This is a genomic window from Pseudarthrobacter sp. L1SW, assembly GCF_020809045.1.
Classification (GTDB): Bacteria; Actinomycetota; Actinomycetes; order Actinomycetales; family Micrococcaceae; genus Arthrobacter.
This window is the reverse complement of record NZ_CP078079.1, coordinates 1,902,658-1,929,198: the sequence shown is the minus strand read 5'-3', so window position 1 is coordinate 1,929,198 and position 26,541 is coordinate 1,902,658. Positions and strand designations below refer to the sequence as shown.

Sequence of the window (26,541 nt, the reverse complement as noted above, 5' to 3'; positions counted from 1 at the left end):
GACACCACTCGTGCCTGAAACTCGCATACGCGCAGCGGCATACATTTGGAATGCTTCCGGAAACTTTGCTCCCGCTCCTACAGGATCTCCGCGAGGAATGCTGCTGTGTGGCTTGCCGTGGACTTGGCCAGCTCCTCAGGCGTTCCCGACGCCACAATCTGGCCGCCGCCCGAACCGCCGTCCGGCCCGAGGTCCACGATCCAGTCCGCGCTCTTGATGACGTCCAGGTTGTGCTCGATGGTGATCACGGTGTTGCCTTTGTCCACCAAGCCCTGCAGGACCATCAGCAGCTTGCGGATGTCCTCGAAGTGCAGCCCGGTGGTGGGCTCGTCCAGGACGTAGACACTGCGCCCGTTGGACCGCTTCTGGAGTTCTGCGGCCAGCTTGACGCGCTGGGCCTCGCCGCCTGACAGCGTGGTGGCGGGCTGGCCCAGGCGGACATAGCCCAGGCCGACGTCCACGAGGGTGTTGAGGTGCCGGGCGATGGGCGAGAAGGCAGCGAAAAACTCGGCGCCTTCCTCGATGGGCATGTTGAGGACGTCCGCGATGGTCTTGCCCTTGTAGTGCACCTCGAGGGTTTCCCGGTTGTAGCGGGCACCATGGCACACCTCGCAGGGGACGTAGACGTCGGGCAGGAAGTTCATTTCGATCTTCAGCGTTCCGTCTCCAGAGCACGCTTCGCAGCGGCCGCCCTTGACGTTGAACGAGAACCGACCCGGCAGGTAACCGCGTACCTTCGCCTCGGTGGTTTCCGCGAACAGCTTGCGGATGTTGTCAAACACGCCCGTGTAGGTGGCGGGGTTGGAGCGGGGGGTCCGCCCGATGGGGCTCTGGTCAACGTGGACCACCTTGTCCAGGTGTTCCAGGCCCTGCACGGTCTTGTGCCGCCCGGCCACCTGCTTGGCGCCGTTGAGCTTGTTGGCCAGGACTTTGTAGAGGATCTCGTTGACCAGCGTGGACTTGCCGGAGCCGCTCACTCCGGTGACGGCGGTGAAGAGCCCCAGCGGGAACGCGGCGTCCACGTTGAGGAGGTTGTTTTCCCGTGCCCCTACCACCTTCAGCTCTCGCTTTTTGTCGTACTTGCGGCGCTTCTTCGGGACTTCGATCTTCCTGCGCCCGGACAGGTAGTCGCCGGTGAGGGAGGCGGTGTTGTCCAGCAGGTCCTTGTAGGAGCCGGAGTGGACCACCTGGCCGCCGTGCTCGCCGGCGCCGGGTCCGATGTCCACGATCCAGTCGGCCACGTGGATGGTGTCCTCGTCGTGCTCGACAACGATGAGCGTGTTGCCCATGTCGCGGAGCCTGGTGAGGGTGTCGATCAGCCGCCGGTTGTCGCGCTGGTGCAGGCCGATGGACGGCTCGTCCAGCACGTAAAGGACACCCACCAGGCCTGAACCGATCTGGGTGGCGAGCCGGATGCGCTGGGCCTCACCGCCGGAGAGGGTGGCGGAGGGACGTTCCAGGTTGAGGTATTCCAGCCCGACATCGAGCAGGAAGGTCAGCCGCGCCTGGATCTCCTTGAGGACCTGGTGGGCGATCTGCGCTTCCCGTCCCGTCAGGACCAGGTTGTTCAGGAACGCGGCGCAGTCGCGCATGGGCAGGGCGGCGACGTCGGCAATGGACTTGCCGTTGATCAGCACCGACAGGGAGGCAGGGTTGAGGCGCGCACCGTTGCAGGCGGGGCAGGGAATCTGCCGCATGTACTCTTCGTAGCGGTCGCGGGCCCAGTCGGAGTCCGTTTCGCCGTGCTTGCGGTGGACGTACTGGATGGCGCCTTCGAACCCGGTGCTGTACTTGCGCTCCCGGCCGAAGCGGTTGCGGTACTGCACCACAACCTTGTGGTCCTTGCCGTGCAGGACGGTCTGGCGCACGTCCTTGCCCAGTTTCTCCCACGGGGTGTCCATGGAGAAGCCAAGTTCCTTCGCGAGGCCTTCCAGGAGCCTGTTCCAGTACTCCGTGGTGGCCGTGCCAAGGGACCAGGGAGCGATGGCGCCCTCGGCCAGCGAAAGTTCCGGGTTGGGAACGATCAGTTCCTCGTCCACCTCCAGCTTGGTGCCGATGCCGCTGCAGGCGGCGCAGGCGCCGAAGGGGTTGTTGAACGAGAAGGACCTGGGCTCGATCTCGTCGATGGCCAGGGGGTGCTCGTTGGGGCAGGCCAGGTTTTCGGAGAAGGCCCGCAGCCGAGCGGGATCGTCCGCCTCCAGGTCCACGAACTCTGCAAGGACGCGGCCCTCGGCCAGGCCCAGTGCGGTCTCGATGGAGTCGGTGAGCCGCTGGCTGATGCCTTCCTTGACCACCAGCCGGTCCACCACCACCTCGATGGTGTGTTTGAACTGCTTGCCCAGCTTGGGCGGGTCGCTCAGCTGGACCAGGTTCCCGTCAACGCGTGCGCGGGAGTAGCCCTTGGCCGTGAGTTCCTTGAAGAGGTCAACAAATTCACCCTTGCGTCCGCGCACCACCGGCGCAAGGACCTGGAAGCGTGTCCCCTGGTCAAGCTCCAGCAGCTGGTCAACGATCTGCTGGGGCGTCTGCTTGGCCACGGGCTCGCCGCACACGGGGCAGTGGGGCCGGCCCACCCGGGCCCACAGCAGGCGCATGTAGTCATAGATTTCGGTAATGGTGCCCACCGTGGAGCGCGGGTTCTTGCTGGTGGACTTCTGGTCGATGGACACCGCCGGGGACAATCCCTCGATGAAGTCGACGTCCGGCTTGTCCACCTGGCCCAGGAACTGGCGCGCGTAGGCGGACAGCGATTCAACGTAGCGCCGCTGGCCCTCCGCGAAGATGGTGTCGAAAGCCAGGGAGGACTTCCCGGATCCGGACAGCCCGGTGAAGACGATCATCGCGTCCCGGGGCAGGTCGAGGTCCACGTTCCGCAGGTTGTGTTCCCGCGCCCCTTTAACGACGAGGCGGGAGAGGTCCGGACGGTGCGGGACAGCCGCAGGAGGTACGGTCAAAGCAGTGGACGGGGCGGAAGTTTCTTCAGCTACGGCTTTAGGCACCCCATAATGCTAATCGAAAACTTCTTCGAAGCTGCACGGTTCCGCCCTTAGGGAACATCGTAGGCGGCGGCCAAAAGCTTTACGGCCTCGGCGAACGTGGCACCCTGCGCTTTGGCCTCGGCCGCGTAGGCGGCGGCAGCCGCCGCGAGCCCGCCGAGGCGTTCGTCGCGTGCGCAGACCGTTGTTCCCTTCCTGCCGTGGGTGGCCACGATCCCGGCGGCTTCGAGCTCCTTATAGGCTCGCGCCACCGTATGCGGTGCCACATCCAGGCGCTCGGCCAAGGCCCTGACGGCGGGCAGCCGTGTCCCGGCCGGGAGGGCGTCGTTGTCTACCAGGTGGATGACCTGGAGCCGCACCTGTTCGAAGAGCGGCACGGAGCTGGAAGTGTTGGGTTTCCATGTTCCGGGGAAGCCGGATGCCGGCATCAAAGGCCGGCCTCAAGGGCGTCCGCGCGGCCCGGCCGGCCGGAGAATTGGGCGTTGTGCAGCCGGGCGTAGTAGCTGTTGGCGGTCAGGAGGCTTTGGTGCGTGCCCTGCTCGACTATGCGGCCGTGATCCATGACCAAGATTAGATCAGCGTTGCGGACGGTGGACAAACGGTGGGCTATCACAAAGCTCGTCCTGCCCTGGCGCAGGCGGTGCATTGCCTGGCGGATCAGGAGCTCGGTCCGCGAATCGACGGAGCTGGTGGCCTCGTCCAGGATCAGGACGGCCCTGCCGGCCAGTTGTGCCCGGGCAATGGTGAGCAGCTGCCGCTGGCCCTGGCTGAGGGGTTCGCCACCGTTTTCCAGGATGGTGTCGTAGCCGTCGGGCAGTGCCCTGACGAACCGGTCCACATGGGTGGCCTCGGCGGCCGTCCTGATGCTGGAGTCCGTGGCATCCGGCCGGCCGTAGGCAATGTTTTCCCTGATAGTGCCGGCGAAGAGCCAGGCGTCCTGGAGCACCACGCCGAACTGCTCCCGGAGGCGGTCCCGGGGAATCGCCGCGATGTCCTGCCCTCCCATGGTGATGCGTCCTGACCCGGGCTCGTAGAACCTCATCAGGAGGTTCACCACGGTGGTCTTCCCCGCACCGGTGTGGCCAACAATCGCTACGGTCTGGCCAGGCTCGACGGAGAAAGAAAGGTTGCGCACGGCAGGCGCTGATCCGGGGTAGCTGAACGTGACGTCGTCAAAGACAATCCGCCCATTTGCCGGGGCCGCAACGGATGCGGTGTACGGCTCCGGTGGATCCTCCTCCGTGTCCAGGAGGTCGAAGACCCGTGCAGCCGATGCCGCGCAGGACTGGATGAGGTTGAGCAACCCGCCGATCTGGCCCACCGGCTGGGTGAAGAGCCTGCTGAACTGGATGAACGCCTGGATCCCGCCAATGGTCATGGCACCGGCCAGGACCTGGAGCGCGCCGATCACTGCCACGGCAATGTAATTAAGGTTGGACATCAGCACCATCAATGGCTGGACCACGCCGGCGGAATACTGTGCCTTGGTAGCGGCGCGGGCCAGGCGGCCGTTGCTGCCGGCGAAAATATCCGCGGCCTTGGCCTGGTGGCCGAAGGCTTTGATCACCTCGTGTCCTGTGATGAACTCCTCCACGTGCGCGTTCAACTCCCCCGTTTCGGTCCACTGCCTCGCAAAGTGCGCCTGCGAACGTCGGGCCACGAGAACCGTGATGAGGGTGGACAGCGGCACCGTGGCCACCGCGATCACGGCGAGCAGGGGCGAGATCCACAGCATCATGGCCAGGGACCCGCACAGCATCAGGAAGGACATGATCAGCTGCGTGAGGAGCTGGTTCAAGGCCTGGGCGATATTGTCGATGTCATTAGTGGCACGGCTCAGGACATCGCCCCTGGAGCGCTCCTGGAAGTAGGTGGACGGCAGGCGGTGCAGTTTGTCCTCAAGCGAAGCCCGCAGCCCATACATGAGCCCCTGGACCGACCTGGCCGTCAGGGCTCCCTGGATCCAGTTGAACAGCGAGGCCAGTACGTACATCAGCGACACCCCCGCCAGCAGCATGCCGAGCCGGCCCTGGTCCACGAATCCCTGCGTAACGCCGTCCACCACGACATCAGTGGCGTCACCAAGGTATTTGGGGGCCGCCACATTGAGCCCGGCGAACGTGCAGGTAGCCGCCACTGCGCCCACCATCAAGCGCCTGAACGGGCGCAGCAGGCCCAACAGCCGTCCTGCTGTTGGCCAAAACCTCCCCGGCACCCCGGGGGCAACAGCCGGCAGCGTCATGACTGGCCGTCCATGGCCAGCTGGGAATCCGCGATTTCGCGGTACGTGGGGGAAATTTCCAGCAGTTCGGCGTGCGTGCCCTGCGCCACCAGGCGCCCGCCGTCCAAGACCAAGATACGGTCCGCGCTTTCCACCGCGGCGATCCGTTCTGCCACCACTATCACCGTGCTTGAGGCAAGTTCCGCGGCCAACGCCTGCCTCAGCCTCGCGTCCGTGTCGTAATCCAGCGCCGAGAAGCTGTCGTCAAAGAGATAAAGTGGCGCGTTCCTCAGCAGCGCCCGTGCGATGCACAACCGCTGCCGTTGCCCCCCGGACAGGTTGGTCCCGCCCTGGCCAACGGGGGTGGCAAGCCCCAATGGAAGCACACCCATGAACCGCATGGTCTGGGCCGTCCCGAGGGCGTGCCAGAGCTCGGCGTCCGATGCCGCCGGCGCTGCCATCCTGAGGTTGTCCGCGATGGTCCCCGAAAACAGGTGCGACTGCTGGGGAACTATGGACATGGCGGAGCGAAGTGTGCCGAGCCGCAGCTCCCGGATGTCCACGCCGTCCAGGGTGATGGTTCCGGCAGTGGGGTCGAGGAATCGCGGAATGAGGTTCAACAGCGTGGACTTTCCGCTGCCGGTGGACCCCACGATTGCTGTGGTGGTGCCCGGAGTGGCTGTGAAGGTGATGTCCGCAAGGACCGGGGCTTCCGCGCCGGGATAAGAAAAACCAACCCCTTTGAACTGGAGGACACCGGGGCCGGCCGGAAGATGCTGTTGCCCTCCGGCCGCCGGGGGCAGCAGCGCCCTGGGCTCGTGCGGGTCGCGCACCGAGGGTTCGGTATCCAGCACGGCGCTGATGCGCTCGGCGCAGACTGCCGCCCGGGGTGCAGTCATGAGGACGTACATCGCCATCATGATGGCAAGGAGGATTTGCAGGATGTAGGCAATGAAGGCGGCCAGGGCCCCGACGTTCATCAGCCCGGCCTGGATCCGCTGGCCGCCGAACCAGACAACGGCCACGGAGGAGATATTCACCACCAGCATGACCAAAGGCAGCATTCCTGCCACCAGCAGTGCTGACTGGAGGTTGTTTGCCGTCAGGCTGCTGTTGATTCGGGCGAAGCGCCGGACTTCGTGGTCCTGGCGGACAAAGGCCCGGATGACGTTGGCGCCGATGATCTGCTCGCGAAGGATGCCCCCTGCACGGTCCAGGTGCTCCTGTCCCTCACGGTAGAGCGGAATGAGGCGGCCCACGATGAGGTACATGATGAGCAGGAGCGCGGGCACAATCACGATGACCACCGCGGAGAGCGCCAGGTCCTGCTGCAGTGCCAGCACAATGCCGCCAAGGCCCATGGCAGGGCCCGCAACAAGCATTGTGAACACGAGGACCGCGAAGGCCTGGATCTGCTGGGTGTCATTGGTGGCCCGGGTGGTCAGGCTCTGGGTTCCAAAGGCCGCCACCTCCTGGGAGGACAATGACTGGATCCTGGTGAAGATCTCCGCCCGCAATTGGTGCCCTATCCTCATTGCCGCCACCGCGGAGAGGTAGCCTGCGCCGATGGCGGCAACGGCCTGGACCACGGCCAGGGCTGCCATGGTGAAGCCAAGGCGCGGGATGACTGCGCTGTTTCCGGCAACGATGCCGTCGTCGATGATTGCCGCGTTGACGGTGGGCAGCATCAGGGTGGCCGCCGCCTGGACGAGTTGGAGGACAACGATGGCAGCCACGTGGGGCTTAAGGCCCGCGAGCAGCCGCCTCATCAGTCCGATCAGCAACGTACCTCCAGTTAGGTCAATCGACGGAGGAAACAGCCCGCGGCGGCCTCTCCCCCATCAGCCACCACGTCATTGTAGGCCAGATCACTTACCAGGGTTGTCACACGTGTGACTGGCCTGTGAAGAAAGCCCGGCGGCTTGGATTTCGTCACTGGTTCCTGCAGCCCACGGCAAAGATTCTCCGGAACGGATAGACCGTCCCATGCCCCGATTGTGGATAGGCATCCCGCAGCAGTGCCGCGTACTCGGCCTCGAATTCCGCCCCCTCCCCAGGGGAGAGGGCGGCAAGCACGGGGCGCATCGCCGTGCCGCGTACCCACTCCAGAACGGCGTCCTCGCCGGGCAGCACCTGCAGGTACGTCGTCTCCCAGGCATCAGCCGAGAACCCGGCGTCAAGCATGAGCCGCAGGTACTCCGCAGGCTCGCCCACCGACTCGCCGCCGCGGAGCATCCCGCCGAGCTTCGGCTCCCAACGCTGCGAGCCCGCAAGTTCCCGCAGCAACGCATGCGACGGGGCATTGAAGTTCCCGGGGACCTGGAGCGCGAACCAGGCGCCGGGGCGGAGGGCATCCAGCCAGGTCCGCATCAAGTCCTGGTGGCCCGGCACCCACTGCAGGGCGGCGTTGCTCACCACAACATCGGTCTCCCCGGAGGGCTTCCACTCCGAAATGTCTGCAAGTTCGAAGCGCAGGGCCGGGTTTCCTTCCGCCCGTCCGGCAGCCCTGGCAAGCATCTCCTCCGAGGAATCAAGGCCCACCACCTCCGCATCCGGCCAACGGTCCGCGAGCGTCGCGGTCAGGTTCCCCGGCCCGCAGCCCAGGTCCACCACCTGGACAGGCCGGTCGGCGTGGATCCTCCCGGTCAAGTCGAAAAAGGGCCGGTCCCGGTAGTCCCCGAACTGGACGTATTTCGCCGGATCCCACTTCATATCCATCTCCGCATTCTGGTGACGTCTGCTGTACCGCGAAGCCTAACCCGGGCGCGGCGGAATCACCGGCACGGCAGGGCACTAAGCTGGCAATCAATGAAACTCGTTGACCAGCTGCCCCATCCCCCCGCCCCCAACCGGACTGCCGGCGTGGATCCCGACGATCTCTACATGCGGTTCGTTGAGTGGACGGAAAGCCGGGGATTGGCCCTGTACCCCGCCCAGGACGAGGCCATTATGGAGCTGGCCGCGGGGGCCAACGTCATCCTGACCACCCCCACCGGGTCCGGCAAGTCCCTGGTGGCCATCGCCGCCCATTTCCAGGCCATGGCCCTGGGCCAGCGCAGCTACTATACTGCACCGATCAAGGCGCTGGTTTCCGAGAAGTTCTTTGCCCTGTGTGACATTTTCGGCGCCGAGAACGTGGGCATGATCACGGGCGATTCAGGCGTCAACCAGGACGCGCCCATCATCTGCTGCACGGCCGAGATCCTGGCCAACACTGCCCTCCGTGAAGGCGCAGCCGCGGAACTCGGCACGGTGATCATGGACGAGTTCCATTTCTACTCGGATCCGCAGCGCGGCTGGGCCTGGCAGGTTCCCCTGCTGGAGCTCCCCCAGGCACAGTTCCTCCTGATGTCCGCCACGCTGGGCGACGTCAGCAGGTTCGAGGAAGGCCTCATGGCGCTGACGGGCCGTGCCACCACGACGGTGAGCTCTGCGGAACGGCCCATTCCGCTGCATTACTACTACCACGAGACCCCCGTGCACGAGACGCTGGAGGAACTGCTCTCCACCAGGCAGGTGCCGGTCTACGTGGTGCACTTCAGCCAGATCGAGGCCATTGACCGCGCCCAGACCCTGATGAGCATCAACGTCTGCACCCGTGAGGAAAAGGACAAGATTGCAGAGCTGATCGCCAACTTCCGGTTCGCGGCCGGTTTCGGCAAGACCCTGAACCGGCTGGTCCGCCACGGCATCGGCGTGCACCATGCCGGCATGCTGCCGAAGTACCGGCGGCTGGTGGAGCAGCTGGCCCAGGCGGGGCTGCTGAAGGTCATCTGCGGCACAGACACCTTGGGCGTCGGAATCAACGTGCCCATCCGGACCGTCCTGCTCACGGCCCTGAGCAAGTACGACGGCGTCCGCACCCGGCTGCTTAACTCCCGTGAGTTCCACCAGATTGCGGGCCGGGCAGGCCGGGCAGGTTACGACACCGCCGGGACCGTGGTGGTCCAGGCGCCTGAACACGTGACCGAGAACGTCAAGGCAATGGCCAAGGCCGTGGCCAAACACGGTGACGACCAGAAGAAGCTGCGCCAGGTGGTGAAGAAGAAGCCGCCCGAGGGGTTCGTCAGCTGGGGCGAGCCCACCTTCAAGCGGCTGGTCGAATCGGTGCCGGACCCGTTGACCTCCAGCTTCACGGTTACGCACGCGATGCTGATGAACCTGATGGAGCGGCCCGGGGACCCGTTTGCGGCCGCCCGCCGCCTGCTGACGGAAAACCACGAGACCCGGTCTTCCCAGCTGCAGCTGATGAAGAAGGCACTGGGCATCTACCGCGAACTGCTCGCCGCCGAGGTGGTGGAGCGGATTCCTGCCCGGGAGCAGGGACCGGACGGCCGGACCGTACGGCTGACTGTCCACCTCCAGCCGAACTTCGCACTCAACCAGCCGCTGTCCCCCTTCGCACTGGCTGCGCTTGAACTCCTGGACCCTGAGTCGCCGTCGTACGCCCTGGACGTGGTGTCCGTGATCGAGGCGACCCTGGAGAAGCCCCGGCAGATCCTGTCCGCCCAGCAGAAGAAGGCCCGCGGCGAGGCGGTGGCCGCCATGAAGGCGGACGGCATCGAATACGACCAGCGGATGGCCATGCTGGAGGAAGTGTCCTACCCCCAGCCCCTCGCGGAGATCCTCAGGGAAGCCTTCGAGGTGTACCGGAAGGCGGCCCCTTGGGTGGGCGACTTCGAGCTGGCCCCCAAGTCCGTGGTCCGGGACATGTATGAGCGCGCCATGAACTTTGGCGAGTTCGTGCAGTTCTACGGGCTGGCCCGTTCGGAGGGGATAGTCCTGCGCTACCTCGCGGACGCCTTCAAGGCCCTGCGGCAGACCGTTCCCCAGGACATGCTGCGCGACGACCTTGAGGACCTCATCGCCTGGCTCGGCGAGCTGGTCCGCCAAGTGGACTCCAGCCTCCTGGACGAATGGGAGGAACTCGCCTCGGGCGCCGCCCCGACGCCGCACGACGCGCCTCCCCCGCCCCCGCCGTCGCTCACGTCCAACATCCGGGCGTTCCGGGTGATGGTGCGCAACGAGATGTTCCGCCGCGTGGAGCTGTTCGCCGACGAGGACGCGGCCGCATTGGGAGAACTCGACGGCGGAGCCGGCTGGGGCGCCGAACGCTGGGAAGACGCCCTGGACGACTACTTCGACGAACACGACGACATCGGGACCGGGCCCGATGCCCGCGGACCGGCGCTGCTCATGATCACGGAGGAAAAGGACCGGTGGAAGGTCCGGCAGATCTTTGAGGATCCTGCCGGCAACCACGACTGGGGGATTTCCGCCGAGGTGGACCTGGCTGCCTCGGACGAAACCGGTACGGCCGTGATCAGGGTGACGGAGGTCAACCGGCTCTGAACCGTGCCCTTGCCTGCGGCTGGCCGGTAAGCTCGAACAATGAGTGTAATCCGCCCCGCAACCCCGCACGACGTACCCGCAATCCTTCGGATGATCCACGAATTGGCGCACTACGAGAAGGAACCTGACGCCGTCCGGAACACCCCGGAGATGCTGCGGCAGGTGCTGTTCGGCGAGAGCCCGCGTGTGTTCGCCGCCATGGCGGAGAACGCGGCGGGCGAAGTCCAGGGGTTCGCACTGTGGTTCCTGAACTATTCCACCTGGGAAGGCGTGCACGGGATCTACCTGGAGGACCTGTACGTCAGTCCGGAGGCCCGCGGCGAGGGGCACGGAAAGGCCCTGCTCCAGCACCTGGCCGCCACCGCCGTAGAGAACGGCTACGCAAGGGTTGAGTGGAGCGTCCTTGACTGGAATGAGCCGTCCATCAACTTCTACCGGCGCCTCGGCGCCAGGCCCATGGACGGGTGGTCCACCTTCCGGCTTACCGGCCAGGCCCTCGAACAGTTCGGCAGTGCCGTCCCCGCCGCCAATGGCTAGTGCGGGAATGCCCTCGCCGGCGGGTCCGGCGGTGCGGGCGGGGCATGAGGTAAGGGCGCAGCACCAGTTCCGCGGGATGCGTTCCACGGAGCACTTCTTCACGGTGCCGCTGGACCACTCTTCCCCCTCAGGCGAAACGATCACCGTTTTTGCCCGTGAGTATGTGTCGGCCGCGCACAGCGAGGAGGAGGCCGCGGATCTTCCCTGGCTCCTGTTCCTCCAGGGCGGTCCGGGCGGACGCGGCAACAGGTTTGGCTCACTGGGCGGCTGGAGCAAAGCGGCAGCCAAGGACTTCCGGATCCTGATGCTGGACCAGCGCGGAACAGGGCTGTCCACGCCTGCGGACCGGAACACCCTGCCGTTGCGGGGGCCCGCTGCGGACCAGGCCGCATACCTGGAGCACTTCCGTGCGGATTCCATCGTTGCCGACGCCGAGCTGATCCGGGACGCCCTGGGGTCCGGCCCGTGGACGGTCTACGGCCAGAGCTACGGCGGCTTCTGCGCGCTGACGTACCTGTCCTTTGCACCGGGGGGCCTTCGGGAAGTCCTGGTGACCGGCGGCCTTGCGCCGCTGACGGGTCCGGCCGACGACGTGTACCGGGCCACGTTCCAGCGCGTGGCAGCCCGGAACGCGGAGTACTTCGGCTGGTACCCGGAGGACCGGGACATGGTCGACAGGATTGCCCGCCACCTGAGGAGCACCCCCGAGTTCCTTCCCGACGGCGGCCCGCTCACCGTAGAGCGCTTCCAGATGGTGGGTTCCTTCCTCGGCGGGAACACACGCGTGGACGCCCTGCATTACCTGCTGGAGGACGCCTTCACGGAGACCGCCCACGGCGTCCGGCTTTCGGATGCCTTCCTGGACCAGGTGCAGGGCATCGTTTCGCGCCGGTCAAACCCGCTCTATGCCCTGATGCATGAATCCATCTATGGCCAGGGGCAGGCCACTGGCTGGTCAGCGTGGCGGGTGCTGGAGGATTACCCGGAATTCCGGCCGGACGCCGAGCCGCTGCTGCTGACGGGCGAGATGGTTTATCCGTGGTACTTCGAGCAGGACCCGGCACTTCGGCCGCTCCGCGACGTGGCGGAACTGCTTGCGGCAAAGCCGGACTGGAAGCCGCTCTACGACGTTGCGCAACTGGCGGCCAACACCGTGCCGGTGGCTGCCGCCGTCTACTCGGACGACATCTACGTGGACCGGAAGCTCTCCCTTGAGACAGCGTCCGCGGTGCGGGGGTTGCAGGTCTGGGAGACCGGCGACTTCCACCATGACGGGATTGCCGACGACGGGGAAGGCATCTTCGCGCGGCTGCTGGGCATGGCGAGGTCAGGCGGCCGCTGACTGGCGCCGGCCCGCCATGACGGTCACGAACGCCGCGGCCAGGACGGCTGCGCCCACCACGCCGCCCAACAGGTTCAGGCCCAGATAGCCGATCCAGCTGAGGACCAGGCCGGAGACTGCCCCGCCCACGGCTCCGGCGGCGCCCATGAGCATGTCCGAAACGCCCTGCACCACCACCCGGGAGTCCTGGCCGACGCTCTCGGCGAGCAGGGTGGAACCGGACACCGTGGCTGCGGACCAGCCCAGGCCCAGCAGGACCAGGCCTGCCGCCACTGCTCCCGTGGACGCCTGGCCGAACCCTGCGACAGCCACGGCCGCGATGAGCAGGGTAAAGCCAATCATGATGGTCTGCGCCCTGCCGGCCTTGTCCGTCAGCCAGCCCATCACCGGTGACAATGCGAACATCCCGGCGATGTGCAGCGAGATGGTGAACCCGATGATCACCAGCACGTCGCCGGAAGCGGTGTGGCCGGCGTGGCTGGCGCCCGGCCCCTCCACCAGTTCCTGCAGGTGCAGTGGCGTCATGGACATCACGCCCACCATCACGGCGTGGGCTCCGATGACGGCGGCCACTGCCAGGAGGGCGGTGCGGGAGCCGCGGATGGCGCGGAGCCCGCGGACCAGCGAGCCGCCGTCGTGCTTTGCCCGTCCCCCGGTGCTTGCCCCCACGGCGCTGACGCCTGCTGCCGGCCGGTGCCTCTGTGCATCCTGGGCGGCGTTGCCGGCCTGCTGCGGGGCAAGTTCCCTGGCCAGCAGCAGCGGATCCGGCCGCAACCCGGCAAAAAGCAGGATGTTTGCCACCAGGAGGCCGGCGCCGGCAATCACGAAAGGTCCTGCCACGGGCGGAAGGCCCAGCGCCTGTCCTACCACGGTGCCTGGCTGGATGAGGTTGGGTCCGGCGACGGCGCCAACGGTAACGGCCCAGACCACGGCGGACAGGGCCCTGCCGCGGTGTTCGGGGTCCGCAAGGTCGACGGCGGCGAAGCGCGCCTGCAGGCTGGCGGCGGTACCCACTCCGATCCCGGCAGCACCAAGCACCAGCAGGATGAAAAGGCCGGACACCACCGCGAGCACCATCAGGGCCGTGCCTGCGAGGGCCGCGGACAGCCCGGCCACCTGTCCGATCCGTCGTCCCCTGCGGTCGGCCAGCGAGGCAAGCGGCAGGGCCGCCAGCGCGGCGCCGAGGGTCATGACCGTGGCAACGGCACCCGCCCAGGCACTGGAACCGGACAGCTCTACCGCGAGGATGGACCCGATGGAAACCGTGGCTCCGGTGCCGATTCCGCCAAAAACCTGGGCCGCGCTCAGCAGCACCACCGTGCGCCGCTGCACGTGGCGCACCCGTTGCTCAGATATGAGGGTGGGGGCCATGTTCCGAGCATAGTCCTCGCCAGGCCGGCCCTGCAGTGGGAATTTAAAAGCGAAAATCCCGGCCGCAGGTGCGGCCGGGATTTCCCAGCTCAGGAGGACAGGGGACGCTTACTCGGCGTCGCTGTGGCTCCTCCGGGCATCTTCCTCGAGGCGGGGGTCCAGGTGTGCTTCCTTGGCTTTGGAGCTGACCAGGCTGGCGATCACGGCGATGACGATGGTGCCGACGATGACGGCCAGGGACACGAACGTGGGGATCTCGGGAGCCCATTCAATGTGCTGGCCGCCGTTGATGAACGGAAGTTCGTTGACGTGCATGGCGTGCAGGACCAGCTTGACGCCGATGAACGCGAGGATGAAGGACAGCGCGTGCTTCAGGTAGATCAGGCGGTTCATGAGGCCGCCGAGCAGGAAGTACAGCTGGCGCAGGCCCATCAGGGCGAACAGGTTGGCTGTGAACACGATGAAGGGGCTCTGGGTGAGGCCGAAGATGGCGGGGATGGAGTCGACGGCGAAGAGCAGGTCCGTGAGGCCGATGGTGATGAACACGATCAGCATGGGGGTGAAGACCTTCTTGCCGTTCACGGTGGTGCGCAGCTTGCCGCCGTCGAACTTCTCGGACATGGGGATGACCTTGCGGATCCTGGCGATCAGCGGGTTCTCCCGGTCTTCTTCATCCTCGCCTTCATCCTGGGCCTGCTTCCACGCAGTCCAGAGCAGGAATGCGCCGAAGATGTAGAACACCCAGCTGAACTGCTCGATCACGATCGCGCCGAGGAGGATGAAGATGCCGCGCAGGATCAGGGCGATGATGATGCCCACCATGAGCACTTCCTGCTGGTACTTCCGGGGCACCGAGAAACGGGCCATGATGATGATGAAGACAAACAGGTTGTCGATGCTGAGGCTGTATTCCGTCACCCAGCCGGCGACGAACTGGCCCCCGTATTCGGGGCCCGTGAAGGCGAACATGGCCCCGGCAAACACCAGGGCAAGGCTGACGTAAAACGCTACCCAGAGTCCGGCTTCCTTCATGGAAGGTTCGTGGGGGCGCCGGACCACCAAAAGTAGGTCGATCAGGAGGATCAGGCCGAGGACGACAAGTGAGCCGACTTCGAACCAGACGGGCAATTCGAGCACAGGGTAGCCTTTCGCAGGGTACAGAGATGCGGTGTAAGTCTCTCCGGCCTGCCTGCGCACTTGGTGCTGAAACGGCGGCCCGCTACGCCCGGCGGGGCAACCATGCCCTGCGTGTTGACGATCGTAGCGCTCGGGATACTCCCCTACGTGACCTTAACTCTACCCCAGGCGGGCAGCCTGGCCGTCCCCCGTTGATGTTTGTGTCAGGCGTGCCCGGCGGCCTGCATCTGGCGCAGTTCCTTCTTCAGCTCGCTGACCTCGTCCCTGATCCTGGCTGCAACTTCGAACTGAAGTTCGGCGGCGGCGCCGTGCATCTGCTCCGTCAGCTGTTCGATCAGACCCACCAGGTCCTCCGCGGGCGCCGCGGCGAGGCCGTCCGAACGGACCTGGGCGGCACCCTTGGCGGCGGACTTCCGCTTTCCGCCCTTGGCCAGCCGGTTGTTGTTCAGCAGCTCCTGGGTATCGGCGTCTTCCTTGGCCAGTTGGTCCGTGATGTCGGCGATCTTCTTCCGCAGCGGCTGCGGGTCCACGCCGTGTTCGGTGTTGTAGGCAACCTGGATGGCGCGGCGCCGGTTGGTCTCGTCGATGGCCTGCGCCATGGAGTCCGTGATGCGGTCAGCGTACATGTGCACCTGGCCCGAGACGTTGCGGGCCGCGCGGCCGATGGTCTGGATCAGTGACGTGGAGGACCGCAGGAAGCCTTCCTTGTCGGCGTCGAGAATGCTGACAAGGGACACCTCGGGCAGGTCCAGGCCCTCGCGGAGCAGGTTGATGCCCACCAGGACGTCGAACTTGCCCATTCGGAGTTCGCGCAGCAGTTCCACGCGCCGCAGCGTGTCCACGTCGGAGTGCAGGTACTCCACCTTGATGCCGTGCCCCAGGAGGTAGTCCGTGAGGTCTTCGGCCATCCGCTTGGTCAGGGTGGTGACCAGGATCCGTTCGTTCTTCTCGGTGCGGGTCTTGATCTCGCCCAGCAGGTCGTCGATCTGGCCCTTGGTGGGCTTGACCACCACCTCGGGATCGATGAGGCCCGTAGGCCGGATGATCTGCTGCACAAAACCGTCGGCCTTGCCGAGTTCGTACTTGCCCGGAGTGGCCGACAGGTAGACGGTCTGGCCAACGCGTTCCAGGAATTCGTCCCACTTCAGCGGCCTGTTGTCCATGGCCGAGGGCAGGCGGAAGCCGAAGTCCACCAGGTTCCGCTTGCGGGACATGTCGCCTTCGTACATCGCGCCGATCTGCGGGATGGTCACGTGGGACTCGTCCACCACCAGGAGGAAGTCGTCCGGGAAGTAGTCCAGGAGGCAGTGGGGAGCGGTTCCGGGTGCGCGGCCGTCAATGTGCGCCGAATAGTTTTCGATGCCGTTGCAGAAGCCCATCTGCTGCATCATCTCAAGGTCGTACATGGTCCGCATCCGGAGCCGCTGCGCTTCCACCAGCTTGTTCTGGCTCTCCAGGACCTTCAGCCGGTCGGCAAGCTCATCCTCGATCCGCTTGATGGCCCGGGACATCCGCTCGGGGCCTGCTACGTAGTGCGAGGCGGGGAAGACATACATCTCCTCTTCGTCGCGGATCACCTCTCCGGTGAGCGGGTGGAGAGTCTGGATATTCTCGATCTCGTCCCCGAAGAACTCGATCCGGATGGCCAGTTCCTCGTACATCGGAATGATCTCCACAGTGTCCCCGCGGACGCGGAACGTGCCGCGGTGGAAGTCCATGTCATTGCGCGCGTACTGCATGGACACGAATTTCCGGAGGAGGTCGTCCCGGTTCATCTCCGCCCCCTTGCGGAGCGTGACCATTCCGGCGATGTATTCCTCGGGCGTGCCCAGGCCGTAGATGCAGGAGACCGTGGCGACGACGATCACGTCGCGGCGGGTCAGCAGGGCGTTGGTGGCGGAGTGGCGGAGCCTTTCAACTTCCTCGTTGATGGAGGAGTCCTTCTCGATGAAGGTGTCCGTCTGGGCGACGTAGGCCTCGGGCTGGTAGTAGTCGTAGTAGGAGACGAAGTACTCCACCGCGTTGTTGGGCAGCAGCTCGCGGAATTCGTTGGCCAGCTGCGCCGCCAGGGTCTTGTTCTGGACCATCACCAGGGTGGGACGCTGCACCTGCTCGATCAGCCAGGCGGTGGTTGCACTCTTGCCTGTACCCGTGGCACCGAGCAGCACCACATCCTTCTCGCCGTTCTTGATGCGCTCCGTCAGTTCGGCAATGGCGGCGGGCTGGTCCCCGGCGGGCTTGAATTCGCTGATGACCTCGAAGGGCGCTACAACACGGTTGATATCCTGCGCAAGGCTCATGGATCTAATCTACAACCGGGCACCGACGCCAAGGGGCCAGTCCGTTACGGGCGAACAGCCCGCAGGTCCACGGTCGGGTTTCAGGACGGGTACGACGGCGGCGCCCACCCGGTTTCCTCGGCCCAGGCGGACATAAGGGGCCAGGCCACGTCCGTGAACCACGGTTCCTTGGCCTCGGCGTACGCCCTGGTGCTTGCCGAGCCGGCAAAGCGCGCAGCGAGGTCCGCCTTGTGCGCCGCATAGAGCGTGCGTGCGGACGGCTCCGCCCGCAGCCAGTCACGGAACATCAAGGCATAGCGCCAGCCATGCGAGCCCGCAACGCGGACGTGGACGTTGACCGGGCGCCCGGGATCCGCGTTGGCATGGAACCGTTTCTGCCACTGCCCGGGCTCCGGCGCCGTCGGCATGGGCGTATCGGACCCGGCGCCGGGGACCAGGGGGAAGCCGGCCGCGGCCAACAGGGGCGCAGCACGGTCTGCTGCGTCCAGGCCGGAAACCGCGACCTGCAGGTCTATGACGTCCTTCGCGGCCAGCCCTGGCACGGACGTGGAGCCGATATGGTCCACCGCCAGGATGAGCCGGGGGGCGGCTGACGCCAGCCTTGCCGAGATCCGGGCCGCCTCCTTTGCCCATTCCTCCCGGTAGGGCTCCAGGACGGGTCCGCAGTCCCTGGCGGCACGCGTCCGTGCGGCCAGGTTGTGGGCGAAGGGCACCAGCCGGCCGTCCCAGAGCCGGTCCACTTGGTCCAGCAGGTGCTGCACGCTGCCGGAGTTGTCCAGGACGACGTCGGCCGCGGCCAGCCGCTCCTCCCGCGTGGCCTGCGCGGCCATGCGGGCGCGGGCGGCGTCCTCCGTCATGCCGCGGTGCTCGAGCATCCGCTGCAGCCGCACATCGTCAGGAGCGTCCACCACCACAACCAGGTGGAAGTCGCTTCCCTGTCCGGTTTCCACCAGCAAGGGGATGTCCTGCACCACCACCGAGTCGTCGGGCGCAGCTTCCGCGATGGCCGCCGCGCGCGACCGGACCAGCGGGTGGACGATCCCATTCAGCACGGCCAGGCGGTCAGCATCTCCAAAGACCAGGGCGCCGAGCTTGGGACGGTCAAGCCGGCCGTCGGCACCAAGGACATCCCTGCCGAACTCCGCCACAATCCGGTTGAGGCCCTGCGTGCCCGGCTCCACCACTTCACGCGCCAACGCATCGGCATCCACGAGCACCGCGCCGCGTTCTTCCAGGCGTGAGGCAACCACTGACTTTCCGGAGGCAATGCCGCCCGTCAACCCGATCTTGAGCATCCCACCACCCTAATCCCCCGGCCCGGGTCAAGGGAGCGTCTGAAGTGCTACGGACCAGCCCCGGCCGGCAGTCATCAGGGACAACCGGCCAGGACGCGGGGGCCACTCCTAATTGCTCCGGTACATATTGCCCAGTGCATATTGGTTGGCCGTGATGCGGGAGTTGGCGCCAAGGAGGTCGTCCAGCTGCTGCAGACTGCGGATTTCCTCGGCGCTATATGGCGCGGCTATTGAGCCAGCGAGCAGGTCTGTGCCGACGTCGGCCGTAGTCGTAGTGGCATGGGCGGGCGCGGCGACCACTGCTCCGGAGAAACCTGCTGCGGCAACAGTTGCGATGGAAAGGAACAGCTTCCTCTTATTGGCTCCACGGGACCGCTTGTCCACAGCCGCGGGTCCGGCCAACTGGGCAGAAATGCGATGGTTTCCTTTGGACGTGAACAATGTACTGCTCCTTTCTTGCGGTGCCACTCCTGGTGAATGGCAGGGTTTTCCCGACCGTTTTCGGTTCAGGCCTGCGCCGGATTCGGCGAAGAGTCGATTGAGGTGCACCAGAGATGGACGTCCATACGTCTTTTAGGCGGCGTCCGCACTGGACAAGGACCGCTCAAGCCGGCAGTCCGGCCAGATCTCTTCAGCCCAGTTTCTGCGGTAGTCGGAACTTGCAGTTGCTTGGCAGCCGGGCTGCTGATGAAGGTCTTCGGGCTCCGGTGCGAACTGGACCGGACCCCATTGATGAATGCCGCGGCTTGAGGCTTCTACCCGCTTCATGATCAGGCTCCCCCTTGTTGTTAGGACTGCTCTGCTGGCCCATTTCCTGCTGTTCCAAGAATCCCGCTGAAGCCTTAATCGATCCTTAATCCCGCAACACCGACCCCTACCCCACACCCTGCCGCCGGCCGGAACGGAAGTGCTGGTGCGGCTGGCCTCCGTTCCTGAACCGGCACTTCCCGCCTTGCCGGGTCGCGGGAGCTTGGGCCTAGACTGGGGCGGGTGCAAGAGGAAGACAGCAGGGCCACGGGCTACACCACCCTGGCGGCCGGGCCCGATTTCCGCCACGAGATCGAGATCAAGCGCTCGCGGTTCATCACCGTCCTGCGCCGTGCCGAAACAGAAGAAGCCGCACGTGACCTGGTGGCTGGCCTGCGCCGCGAATTCCATGACGCACGGCACCATTGCTCCGCCTTCATCATCGGCCCGGACCGGGACATCCAGCGATCCAATGACGACGGCGAGCCCTCGGGGACGGCGGGCATCCCGATGCTTGAGGCACTGGCCAAAAGGGAGACGCTGCCCGGGGTGGCCGACCTCAGTGACGTCAGTGCCGTCGTCGTGCGGTATTTCGGCGGTGTCCTGCTGGGGGCCGGCGGACTGGTGCGCGCCTACTCGGAATCGGTCTCTTCCGCACTCTCCCTGGTGCCCCTGGTGCGCCGGAGCAGGCTGCGCATCTGTGCGGCCGAAGTGCCGCATGCTGTTGCCGGCCGGCTGGAGAACGACCTGCGCTCAGCGGGATTTGTGATGGCCGAAACCACGTATTCCGCCGGGCACACGGTCCTGCGCGTGGCCGTACCGGATCAGGCCGCAGCCATTGCAGCTGCCGCCGGGCGCTTGCAGCTGCTGACCGCCGGCAGCACCGCCCTCAGCATGGAAGGAACGGAGTGGGTGGATGTCCCCCTTGCCTGACGTGTTCCTGGTGGACGTCGACGAAGAGGTGCTGGACCGGCTCCTGGACCTTGCCAAGCGGGACGCCTCGCCCGATGAGGTGGCTCCCCCGCTCGGCGGGCCGGGCTGGAACCTGGAACGTACTGCCTGGTTCTTCAGCTACCATCGCGCCGCTGCGGAAGGCCTCGACGGGACGGCGGGAGAAAAGTCCTGGGGAATCCTGGCAGACGGTGCCCTGGCCGGCTCCATCCGGCTCAAGCGGGTGGACGCGGGCAACGGCCGGGAAACGGCAGAGACCGGCATCTGGCTTGGCAGGAGCTTCCGGTCCCGCGGCATCGGCAGCGCGGCTCTTCGCCTTGTCCTGGCGGAAGCCCGCGGCGCCGGAATCAAGGAGGTGACGGCCCGCACCTTGGCCGGAAACCGCGCTGCCCAGCGGATCCTTGCCGGCGCCGGCGCCCTCCTCACGCCCGACGACGACGGAACGGTCCGCGCCGTCGTCGCACTTTAAAGCAACAGACCCCCCGCCCGGAGGCAGGGGGTCTGTTGCCTGGCCCGGAAAAGTCCGGGCCGGTGGCAATTAGTTGCCGGTCAGCTTCTCGCGCAGGGCGGCGAGGGCCTCGTCGGAAGCAAGCGTGCCTGCACCGGCGTTGGACTCAGCAGCCGGCTCCGAGGAGTAGCTGGTGGTGCCGGAATCGCTCTCACCGGACGTTGCAGCAGCAGCGTCGTCGGCAGCGTGCTGGGCAACCTGCTTCTTGTGGGCTTCCCAACGGGTCTGGGCGTCAGCGTACTGCTGCTCCCAGGCGGCGCGCTGGTTCTCGTAGCCTTCAAGCCACTCGTTGGACTCGGGATCGAAGCCCTCGGGGTACTTGTAGTTGCCCTCTTCGTCGTACTCTGCGGCCATGCCGTACAGAGCGGGATCGAATTCGGTGCTGTCGGCGTCGACGCCCTCATTGGCCTGCTTGAGGGACAGCGAGATGCGGCGGCGCTCGAGGTCGATGTCGATGACCTTGACGAACAGTTCGTCACCAACGGAGACAACCTGCTCTGCCAGCTCCACGTGGCGGACGGCCAGCTCGGAGATGTGGACCAGGCCTTCGATGCCGTCTTCGACGCGGACGAACGCACCGAACGGAACGAGCTTGGTGACCTTACCCGGAACAACCTGGCCGAGGGCGTGGGTGCGGGCGAAGGTCTGCCACGGGTCTTCCTGCGTAGCCTTGAGCGACAGGGAGACGCGCTCGCGGTCCAGGTCCACCTCGAGAACCTCGACGGTGACTTCCTGGCCAACCTCGACAACCTCGGACGGGTGGTCGATGTGCTTCCAGGACAGCTCGGAAACGTGAACCAGACCGTCTACGCCGCCCAGGTCCACGAAGGCACCGAAGTTGACGATGGAGGAAACGACGCCGGGACGGACCTGGCCCTTTTCCAGCTTGTTGAGGAACGTGGAGCGGACCTCGGACTGGGTCTGCTCGAGCCATGCACGGCGGGACAGGACCACGTTGTTGCGGTTCTTGTCCAGCTCGATGATCTTGGCTTCGATCTGCTGGCCGATGTACGGAGCCAGGTCGCGCACACGGCGCATCTCGACGAGGGATGCGGGCAGGAAGCCGCGCAGGCCGATGTCGAGGATAAGACCACCCTTGACAACCTCGATGACGGTACCGGTGACAACACCGTCTTCTTCCTTGACCTTCTCGATGTCGCCCCAGGCACGCTCGTACTGAGCGCGCTTCTTGGAGAGGATCAGGCGGCCTTCTTTGTCTTCCTTGGTGAGCACCAGGGCTTCGACCTGATCGCCAACGGAGACAACGTCTCCGGGATCAACGTCGTGCTTGATGGAAAGCTCGCGGGAGGGGATGACACCTTCGGTCTTGTAACCGATGTCGAGCAGGACTTCATCGCGGTCGACCTTAACGACTGTACCTTCGACGAGGTCTCCGTCGTTGAAGTACTTGATGGTCGCGTCGACTGCTGCGAGGAAGTCCTCAGCGGTACCGATGTCGTTAATGGCGACTACGGGGGTACCGGGCTTCTCGGTGGAGGTGATGGTCATGTAGTAGGGGCTCCGTTGTGGATAGTTAGTCGGTCAGGCAAACCGGCGCGCCCGCGTTATGGAACGCAGGCGCGATTTGCGGTGAATCCGACGGATCCTCCGGGTCATCCTGATTTTGTGGATTGCTGAGAATATTGAACTGCAAATACGTGCACGTGGTACACGCCCGTTTATTCTAGTCGCTGCCCGCAACACGGGTCAAAAGCGGCCCCGCCTGGAGCAGGTCCGCGGCCCCTAGAAGTGGGTGAGGCAGTGCGTTGCCCGCTCGACGGCGAACATTTGCCGGGCCTTCAGCGCGGAGCCTGCGGTGTGCTCCCGGATTTTGCCCGCTGCCGCCAGCGTGACTGGACTGACCCCGCCGACGTAGATGGAGGACAGGGCCGAGACGTCCAGGGTCAGGTCCGCGTCCGCGGTCTCAGGCAAGCGCTCGACGGCGCCCTCGCCGCCGTCGGCGGAAAGGGCGTAGGTCCCGGCCGTGAGGCCGAGCGGGTCCAGGACCTTCAGTGCCAGGCGGCCTTCCGTGGGGTAGCGCCGCCCGGACAGCGCGTTGGGGACATCGAGGATGCGCAGCCAGAGCATGTCCCGGCTGTCCGACGAGTCGATGCAGCGGGGGTCGTCCAGGGCCCAGGCCAGCGGATCGTCCAAGGGGGCTTCCGTCCAGGACACACGCTCCACCAGATCAATGGCGCCCAGGAACTGCCAGAGCTCCAGGTAGGCATCATTGCTGCCGGCCACCAGGTCCACCACTTCCACGGTGTAGGGCTCGGTGTCCCAGCCGAGGAACTTATAGGAGACATAGCCGTCGATGTTCCCGGCGGGCCCGTAGTGGAGCGCCACCTTGACGGCGGGGTCTTCCTTGCCGTCGCGTCCCAGCGCACCCGATGCAAGCTGCCGGTACCAGTCCTGCCGGCCTATGGATCCTGGGGTCAGCCGGTGCACCCGGCCGAACACCTCCGGAGCCAGCTGCAGCAGCGCCCTGGGGTCGGCCACTTCCACCGTGCCGGTGGCCTGGTGCCGGAGGCTGAACCGGGCAGTGGTGTCCACCTTGACGTTGCGTTCAAAGCTGGCCACGCCGTAGCCGAACCGGCCGTAGATGGTTCCCTCGGAGGCGGTCAGCGCCGCCACCGGCACGCCGTCGTCCTTTGCCAGTTGCAGGTCCTCGCTCATCATGCGCCGCAGCAGGCCGCGGCGCCGGTGCGACGTACGGACGGTAACAGCGGTGACCAGGTGGGCTTCCACCAGGCGCCCGAAGCCCACGTTGAGGGTATTGCGCATTGTGCCGAAAGTGGCCACCGGCACGTCCGCGGGCAACGACGACGGCGCTACCGGGCCCGTTTGGTAGGCGCCGGTAAGCACGCGCTGATCGGCCTCATACGTTTCGAGCGTCTTTGCGACGTGTTCCGGCGTCCGGGTGGATTCGTGGAACCCGAAGGATACGGCGCGGCTCCAGGTTTCCGCCTCGGCGTAACCGTCCTTGCCCTTTGACACCGCGCCAAAGCGCCGGATTTCGTAGTTTCCACTCAGATCAGCCACGCACCTGAGCCTAGCCAAGATCCCCGGCGCCTGGCCAGCATCAACACACGCTAGTGCCCGGCGTCGTACCAGCTGGGGCCGACGCCGATCTGGACCTCCAGCGGGACGCTCAGGTCCGCGGCGGCAGCCATCTGCTCGGTCACCAGCTTCTCTACGGCCTCCCGCTCACCGGTTGCCACTTCGAGCACGAGTTCGTCGTGGACCTGGAGCAGCATCCGTGATTTCAGCCCCTGTGCCTTCAGCTCCGCGTGCACGCCCAGCATGGCGCGCTTGATGATGTCCGCGGCCGAGCCCTGGATGGGGCTGTTCAAGGCGATGCGTTCGGCGTTCTCCCGCAACTGCCTGTCCGTGCTGGTGAGGTCCGGCAGGTACCGGCGCCGTCCCTCGATGGTCGCCGTGTAGCCGTCCACGCGGGCCTGGTCCACTACGCCGCGGAGGTAGTCGCGAACAGCGCCGAAGCGGTCGAAGTAGTCCTTCATCAGGGTGCGTGCCTCGTCCACCGAGATCTCCAGCTGCTTGGACAGGCCGAACGACGTCAGCCCGTAGGCCAGCCCGTAGGACATTGCCTTCACCTTGGAGCGCATGGCGCTGGTGACCTCTTCGGTGGGCACGTGGAAAATGTTCGAGCCGACGAACCGGTGCAGGTCCTCGCCGTCCCTGTATGCCTGGATCAGGCCCTGGTCTCCAGACAGGTGGGCCATGATGCGCATTTCGATCTGGGAGTAGTCGGCGGACAGCAGGCATTCATAGCCCTCCCCCACCACGAAGATCCCGCGGACCCGGCGGCCTTCCTCGCTGCGGATGGGGATGTTCTGCAGGTTGGGGTTGTTGGAGGAGATCCGGCCCGTGGCTGCCACATTCTGGGCATAGGTGGTGTGGATACGGCCGTCCTCGGCCACGGACTTCTTGAGCGATTCCAGCATCTGGCTCAGCTTGGCGGCCTCGCGGTGTGCCATCAGCTGCACCAGGAATTCGTGGCCCGTCTTTTCCAGGAGGTTCTTCAGCGATGCGGCATCCGTGGTGTAGCCGGACTTGATCTTCTTGGTCTTGGGCAGCTGGAGTTCGTCGAACAGCACGGTCTGCAGCTGTTTCGGCGAACCCAGGTTAACCTCGTGGCCGATCGCCGCAAACGCCTGTTCCTGCGCGTGGTCGATCACCCGGGCAAGGTCGGCGAGCTGATCGTCCAACGTGGCCATATCGATGCCGATGCCGGCGAGTTCCATGTCCGCCAGGACGCGGCTGACCGGCAGTTCAAGGGTGGACAGCAGTTCCTCGGCCCGTCGCTCCTTCAGCTCCCCCTCGAAGTAGCCGCTGAGGGCAAGGACGACGGCGGCCGCCTGGACCAGGGCGTCGGCGGCGGCATCGTCCTCCCCGTCGAAGGAGAGCTCCAGCTGCCCTGCCTTGGCCGTGGCGGCAGGGATCCCCACGTTGAGGTGGTGCTGGGCAAGCTCGGCGAGCTCGTAGGTGCGCCGGTCCGGCTGGATGAGGTAACCGGAGATGGAGGTGTCATCCACCACGCCTTCCAACTCCAGCCCACGGGACGTCAGGGCTTTCAGGGCGGCCTTGAAGCCGTGCAGGACCTTCGGCGATTCCGGGTCCCGCAGCCAGCTGGCCAGGACGTTTTCCGATTCGGCGTCCTGGTTCGACAGGTCGATATAGGCGGCGGCACCGTCCCGGACAATGGCCAGCGCGGCGGCGTCCTCGCCGATCCGACCCGGGACAAGGTCGACGGCGACGGCGGAGCGCTGCCCCGCTCCGCCGTCGAGGAACGCTGACAACTCCGCGGCATTTGCCGGCACGGCGTACTCCGGCGTGTCGATGCTTTCCCGGTCCGCGGCTGGCTTGTCCTCGTCGCCGTAGAGCGCGAAGAGCCGGCTGCGGATGGTCTTGAACTCGAGCTTGTCGAACAGGTCCTCGAGGGCGGCCTGGTCCGGCCGCGGCTGGTACAGGTCATCCAGCGTGACAGGAAGCTCAAGGTCCGTGTGCAGCTGGTTCAGGCGGCGGTTCCGCTTGACGGCGTCGACGTTTTCGCGCAGCGCATCGCCCACCTTTCCGCCGATGGAATCCAGGTGCTCCAGGACGCCGTCGAGTCCGCCGTAGAGATTGATCCACTTGGCCGCCGTCTTGGGCCCGACGCCGGGCACGCCCGGGAGGTTGTCCGCAGTTTCGCCCACCAGCGCCGCGAGATCCGAGTACCGGCTGGGGCTGACGAAGTATTTTGCCTCGATGGCGGCGGCGTCCATCCGCGGGATGTCGCTGACGCCCTTCCTGGGGTACAGCACAAAAACGTTGTCGGTGATGAGCTGGAACGCGTCCCTGTCACCTGACACGAGCAGCACCTCGAACCCGGCTTTTTCACCCATTGCCGCGAGGGTGGCAAGAATGTCATCGGCTTCGTAGCCGGGCATGGTGATGGTCTTGATGCCCCAGGCCTGCATGACCTGCGCAATGAGGTCGATCTGGTTGTTCATCTCCCGGGGCGTCTCGTTCCGGCCGCCCTTGTATTCGCTGTACTCAGTCTTGCGGTGGGTGGACTCATCCGAGACGTCGAAGGCCACCGCGATGTGGGTGGGCTGCTGCTCCTTGATGAGGTTGATCAGCATGGAGGTGAAGCCGTGAATCGCGTTGGTGTGCTGCCCGTTGGTGGTTGAGAACTTGTCCGCGGGCAGCGCAAAAAACGCGCGGAAGGCCATGGAATGTCCGTCGAGCACCAAAAGCCGCGGCTGGTCCGTCATGGGTACT

General features: G+C 65.7%; 18 protein-coding genes. 5 read left to right on the top strand and 13 right to left on the bottom strand.

The annotated features are described in order from the left end of the window. Positions 1-77: 77 nt before the first annotated feature. From uvrA to KTR40_RS08805, 5 genes are all read right to left on the bottom strand, one after another. On the bottom strand, positions 78-2,999 hold the full coding sequence (gene uvrA, locus KTR40_RS08825) for an excinuclease ABC subunit UvrA (RefSeq protein WP_228405913.1): 2,922 nt from the start codon (positions 2,997-2,999) through the stop codon (positions 78-80). 47 nt (positions 3,000-3,046) lie between these two features. Then, a complete protein-coding gene (locus KTR40_RS08820; protein ID WP_228405912.1) occupies positions 3,047-3,424 on the bottom strand; it encodes a GntR family transcriptional regulator in 378 nt (125 codons plus the stop codon). Further along, complete coding sequence (locus KTR40_RS08815) at positions 3,424-5,145, bottom strand: ABC transporter ATP-binding protein (protein ID WP_228406083.1); 1,722 nt, start codon at positions 5,143-5,145, stop codon at positions 3,424-3,426. Before KTR40_RS08815 ends, KTR40_RS08820 begins: the two co-directional genes overlap by 1 nt. Positions 5,146-5,234: 89 nt before the next feature. Beyond that, entirely contained in the window at positions 5,235-6,986 is a 1,752-nt protein-coding gene (locus KTR40_RS08810; protein WP_370633195.1) for an ABC transporter ATP-binding protein, read from the bottom strand. Between the two features lie 163 nt (positions 6,987-7,149). Continuing rightward, complete coding sequence (locus KTR40_RS08805; protein ID WP_228406081.1) at positions 7,150-7,929, bottom strand: trans-aconitate 2-methyltransferase; 780 nt, start codon at positions 7,927-7,929, stop codon at positions 7,150-7,152. Positions 7,930-8,025: 96 nt separating this feature from the next. Here KTR40_RS08805 and KTR40_RS08800 point away from each other — a divergent pair, with 96 nt between their 5' ends. The 3 genes from KTR40_RS08800 to KTR40_RS08790 are packed head-to-tail and all read left to right on the top strand — an operon-like array spanning position 8,026 to position 12,448. Then, positions 8,026-10,569 (top strand): RNA helicase, encoded by a 2,544-nt coding sequence (locus KTR40_RS08800; protein WP_228405910.1) that lies wholly within the window; start codon positions 8,026-8,028, stop codon positions 10,567-10,569. Positions 10,570-10,608: 39 nt separating this feature from the next. Continuing rightward, on the top strand, positions 10,609-11,106 hold the full coding sequence (locus tag KTR40_RS08795; protein WP_139029097.1) for a GNAT family N-acetyltransferase: 498 nt from the start codon (positions 10,609-10,611) through the stop codon (positions 11,104-11,106). Between the two features lie 7 nt (positions 11,107-11,113). Then, the gene (locus KTR40_RS08790) at positions 11,114-12,448 is read left to right on the top strand and encodes an alpha/beta fold hydrolase (protein WP_228405909.1); all 1,335 of its coding nucleotides are present in this window, start codon (positions 11,114-11,116) and stop codon (positions 12,446-12,448) included. Here KTR40_RS08790 and KTR40_RS08785 read toward each other — a convergent pair. The 5 genes from KTR40_RS08785 to KTR40_RS08765 form a co-directional block, all read right to left on the bottom strand. Continuing rightward, entirely contained in the window at positions 12,434-13,819 is a 1,386-nt protein-coding gene (locus tag KTR40_RS08785) for an MFS transporter (protein ID WP_228405908.1), read from the bottom strand. The genes KTR40_RS08790 and KTR40_RS08785 overlap by 15 nt on opposite strands. A gap of 108 nt (positions 13,820-13,927) precedes the next feature. Beyond that, positions 13,928-14,956 carry a TerC family protein gene (locus tag KTR40_RS08780; RefSeq protein ID WP_228405907.1) on the bottom strand — a complete coding sequence of 343 codons (1,029 nt, stop codon included), beginning with the start codon at positions 14,954-14,956 and terminating at the stop codon, positions 13,928-13,930. A 203-nt stretch (positions 14,957-15,159) separates the two neighbouring features. Continuing rightward, positions 15,160-17,256, bottom strand: coding sequence for an excinuclease ABC subunit UvrB (gene uvrB / locus KTR40_RS08775; RefSeq protein WP_139029093.1), 2,097 nt, complete (start codon positions 17,254-17,256; stop codon positions 15,160-15,162). An 80-nt stretch (positions 17,257-17,336) separates the two neighbouring features. Continuing rightward, the gene (coaE, locus tag KTR40_RS08770; protein WP_228405906.1) at positions 17,337-18,551 is read right to left on the bottom strand and encodes a dephospho-CoA kinase; all 1,215 of its coding nucleotides are present in this window, start codon (positions 18,549-18,551) and stop codon (positions 17,337-17,339) included. A gap of 108 nt (positions 18,552-18,659) precedes the next feature. Further along, positions 18,660-18,992, bottom strand: a complete 333-nt coding sequence (locus KTR40_RS08765) for a hypothetical protein (protein WP_228405904.1) — start codon at positions 18,990-18,992, stop codon at positions 18,660-18,662. Positions 18,993-19,541: 549 nt separating this feature from the next. On the opposite strand from KTR40_RS08765, the gene KTR40_RS08760 reads away from it, so the two are divergent. Further along, positions 19,542-20,231 (top strand): YigZ family protein, encoded by a 690-nt coding sequence (locus KTR40_RS08760; protein WP_228405902.1) that lies wholly within the window; start codon positions 19,542-19,544, stop codon positions 20,229-20,231. After that, a complete protein-coding gene (locus KTR40_RS08755; protein WP_228405901.1) occupies positions 20,215-20,718 on the top strand; it encodes a GNAT family N-acetyltransferase in 504 nt (167 codons plus the stop codon). Before KTR40_RS08760 ends, KTR40_RS08755 begins: the two co-directional genes overlap by 17 nt. Before the next feature lie 69 nt (positions 20,719-20,787). Here KTR40_RS08755 and rpsA read toward each other — a convergent pair whose 3' ends face one another. The 3 genes from rpsA to polA form a co-directional block, all read right to left on the bottom strand. Next, a complete protein-coding gene (gene rpsA / locus KTR40_RS08750) occupies positions 20,788-22,266 on the bottom strand; it encodes a 30S ribosomal protein S1 (RefSeq protein ID WP_139029088.1) in 1,479 nt (492 codons plus the stop codon). 234 nt (positions 22,267-22,500) lie between these two features. Further along, entirely contained in the window at positions 22,501-23,799 is a 1,299-nt protein-coding gene (locus KTR40_RS08745) for a GNAT family N-acetyltransferase (RefSeq protein WP_228405899.1), read from the bottom strand. 50 nt (positions 23,800-23,849) lie between these two features. Beyond that, positions 23,850-26,492: a DNA polymerase I gene (gene polA / locus KTR40_RS08740; protein ID WP_255708888.1), complete on the bottom strand. Its 2,643-nt coding sequence runs from the start codon at positions 26,490-26,492 to the stop codon at positions 23,850-23,852. Positions 26,493-26,541 lie beyond the last annotated feature (49 nt).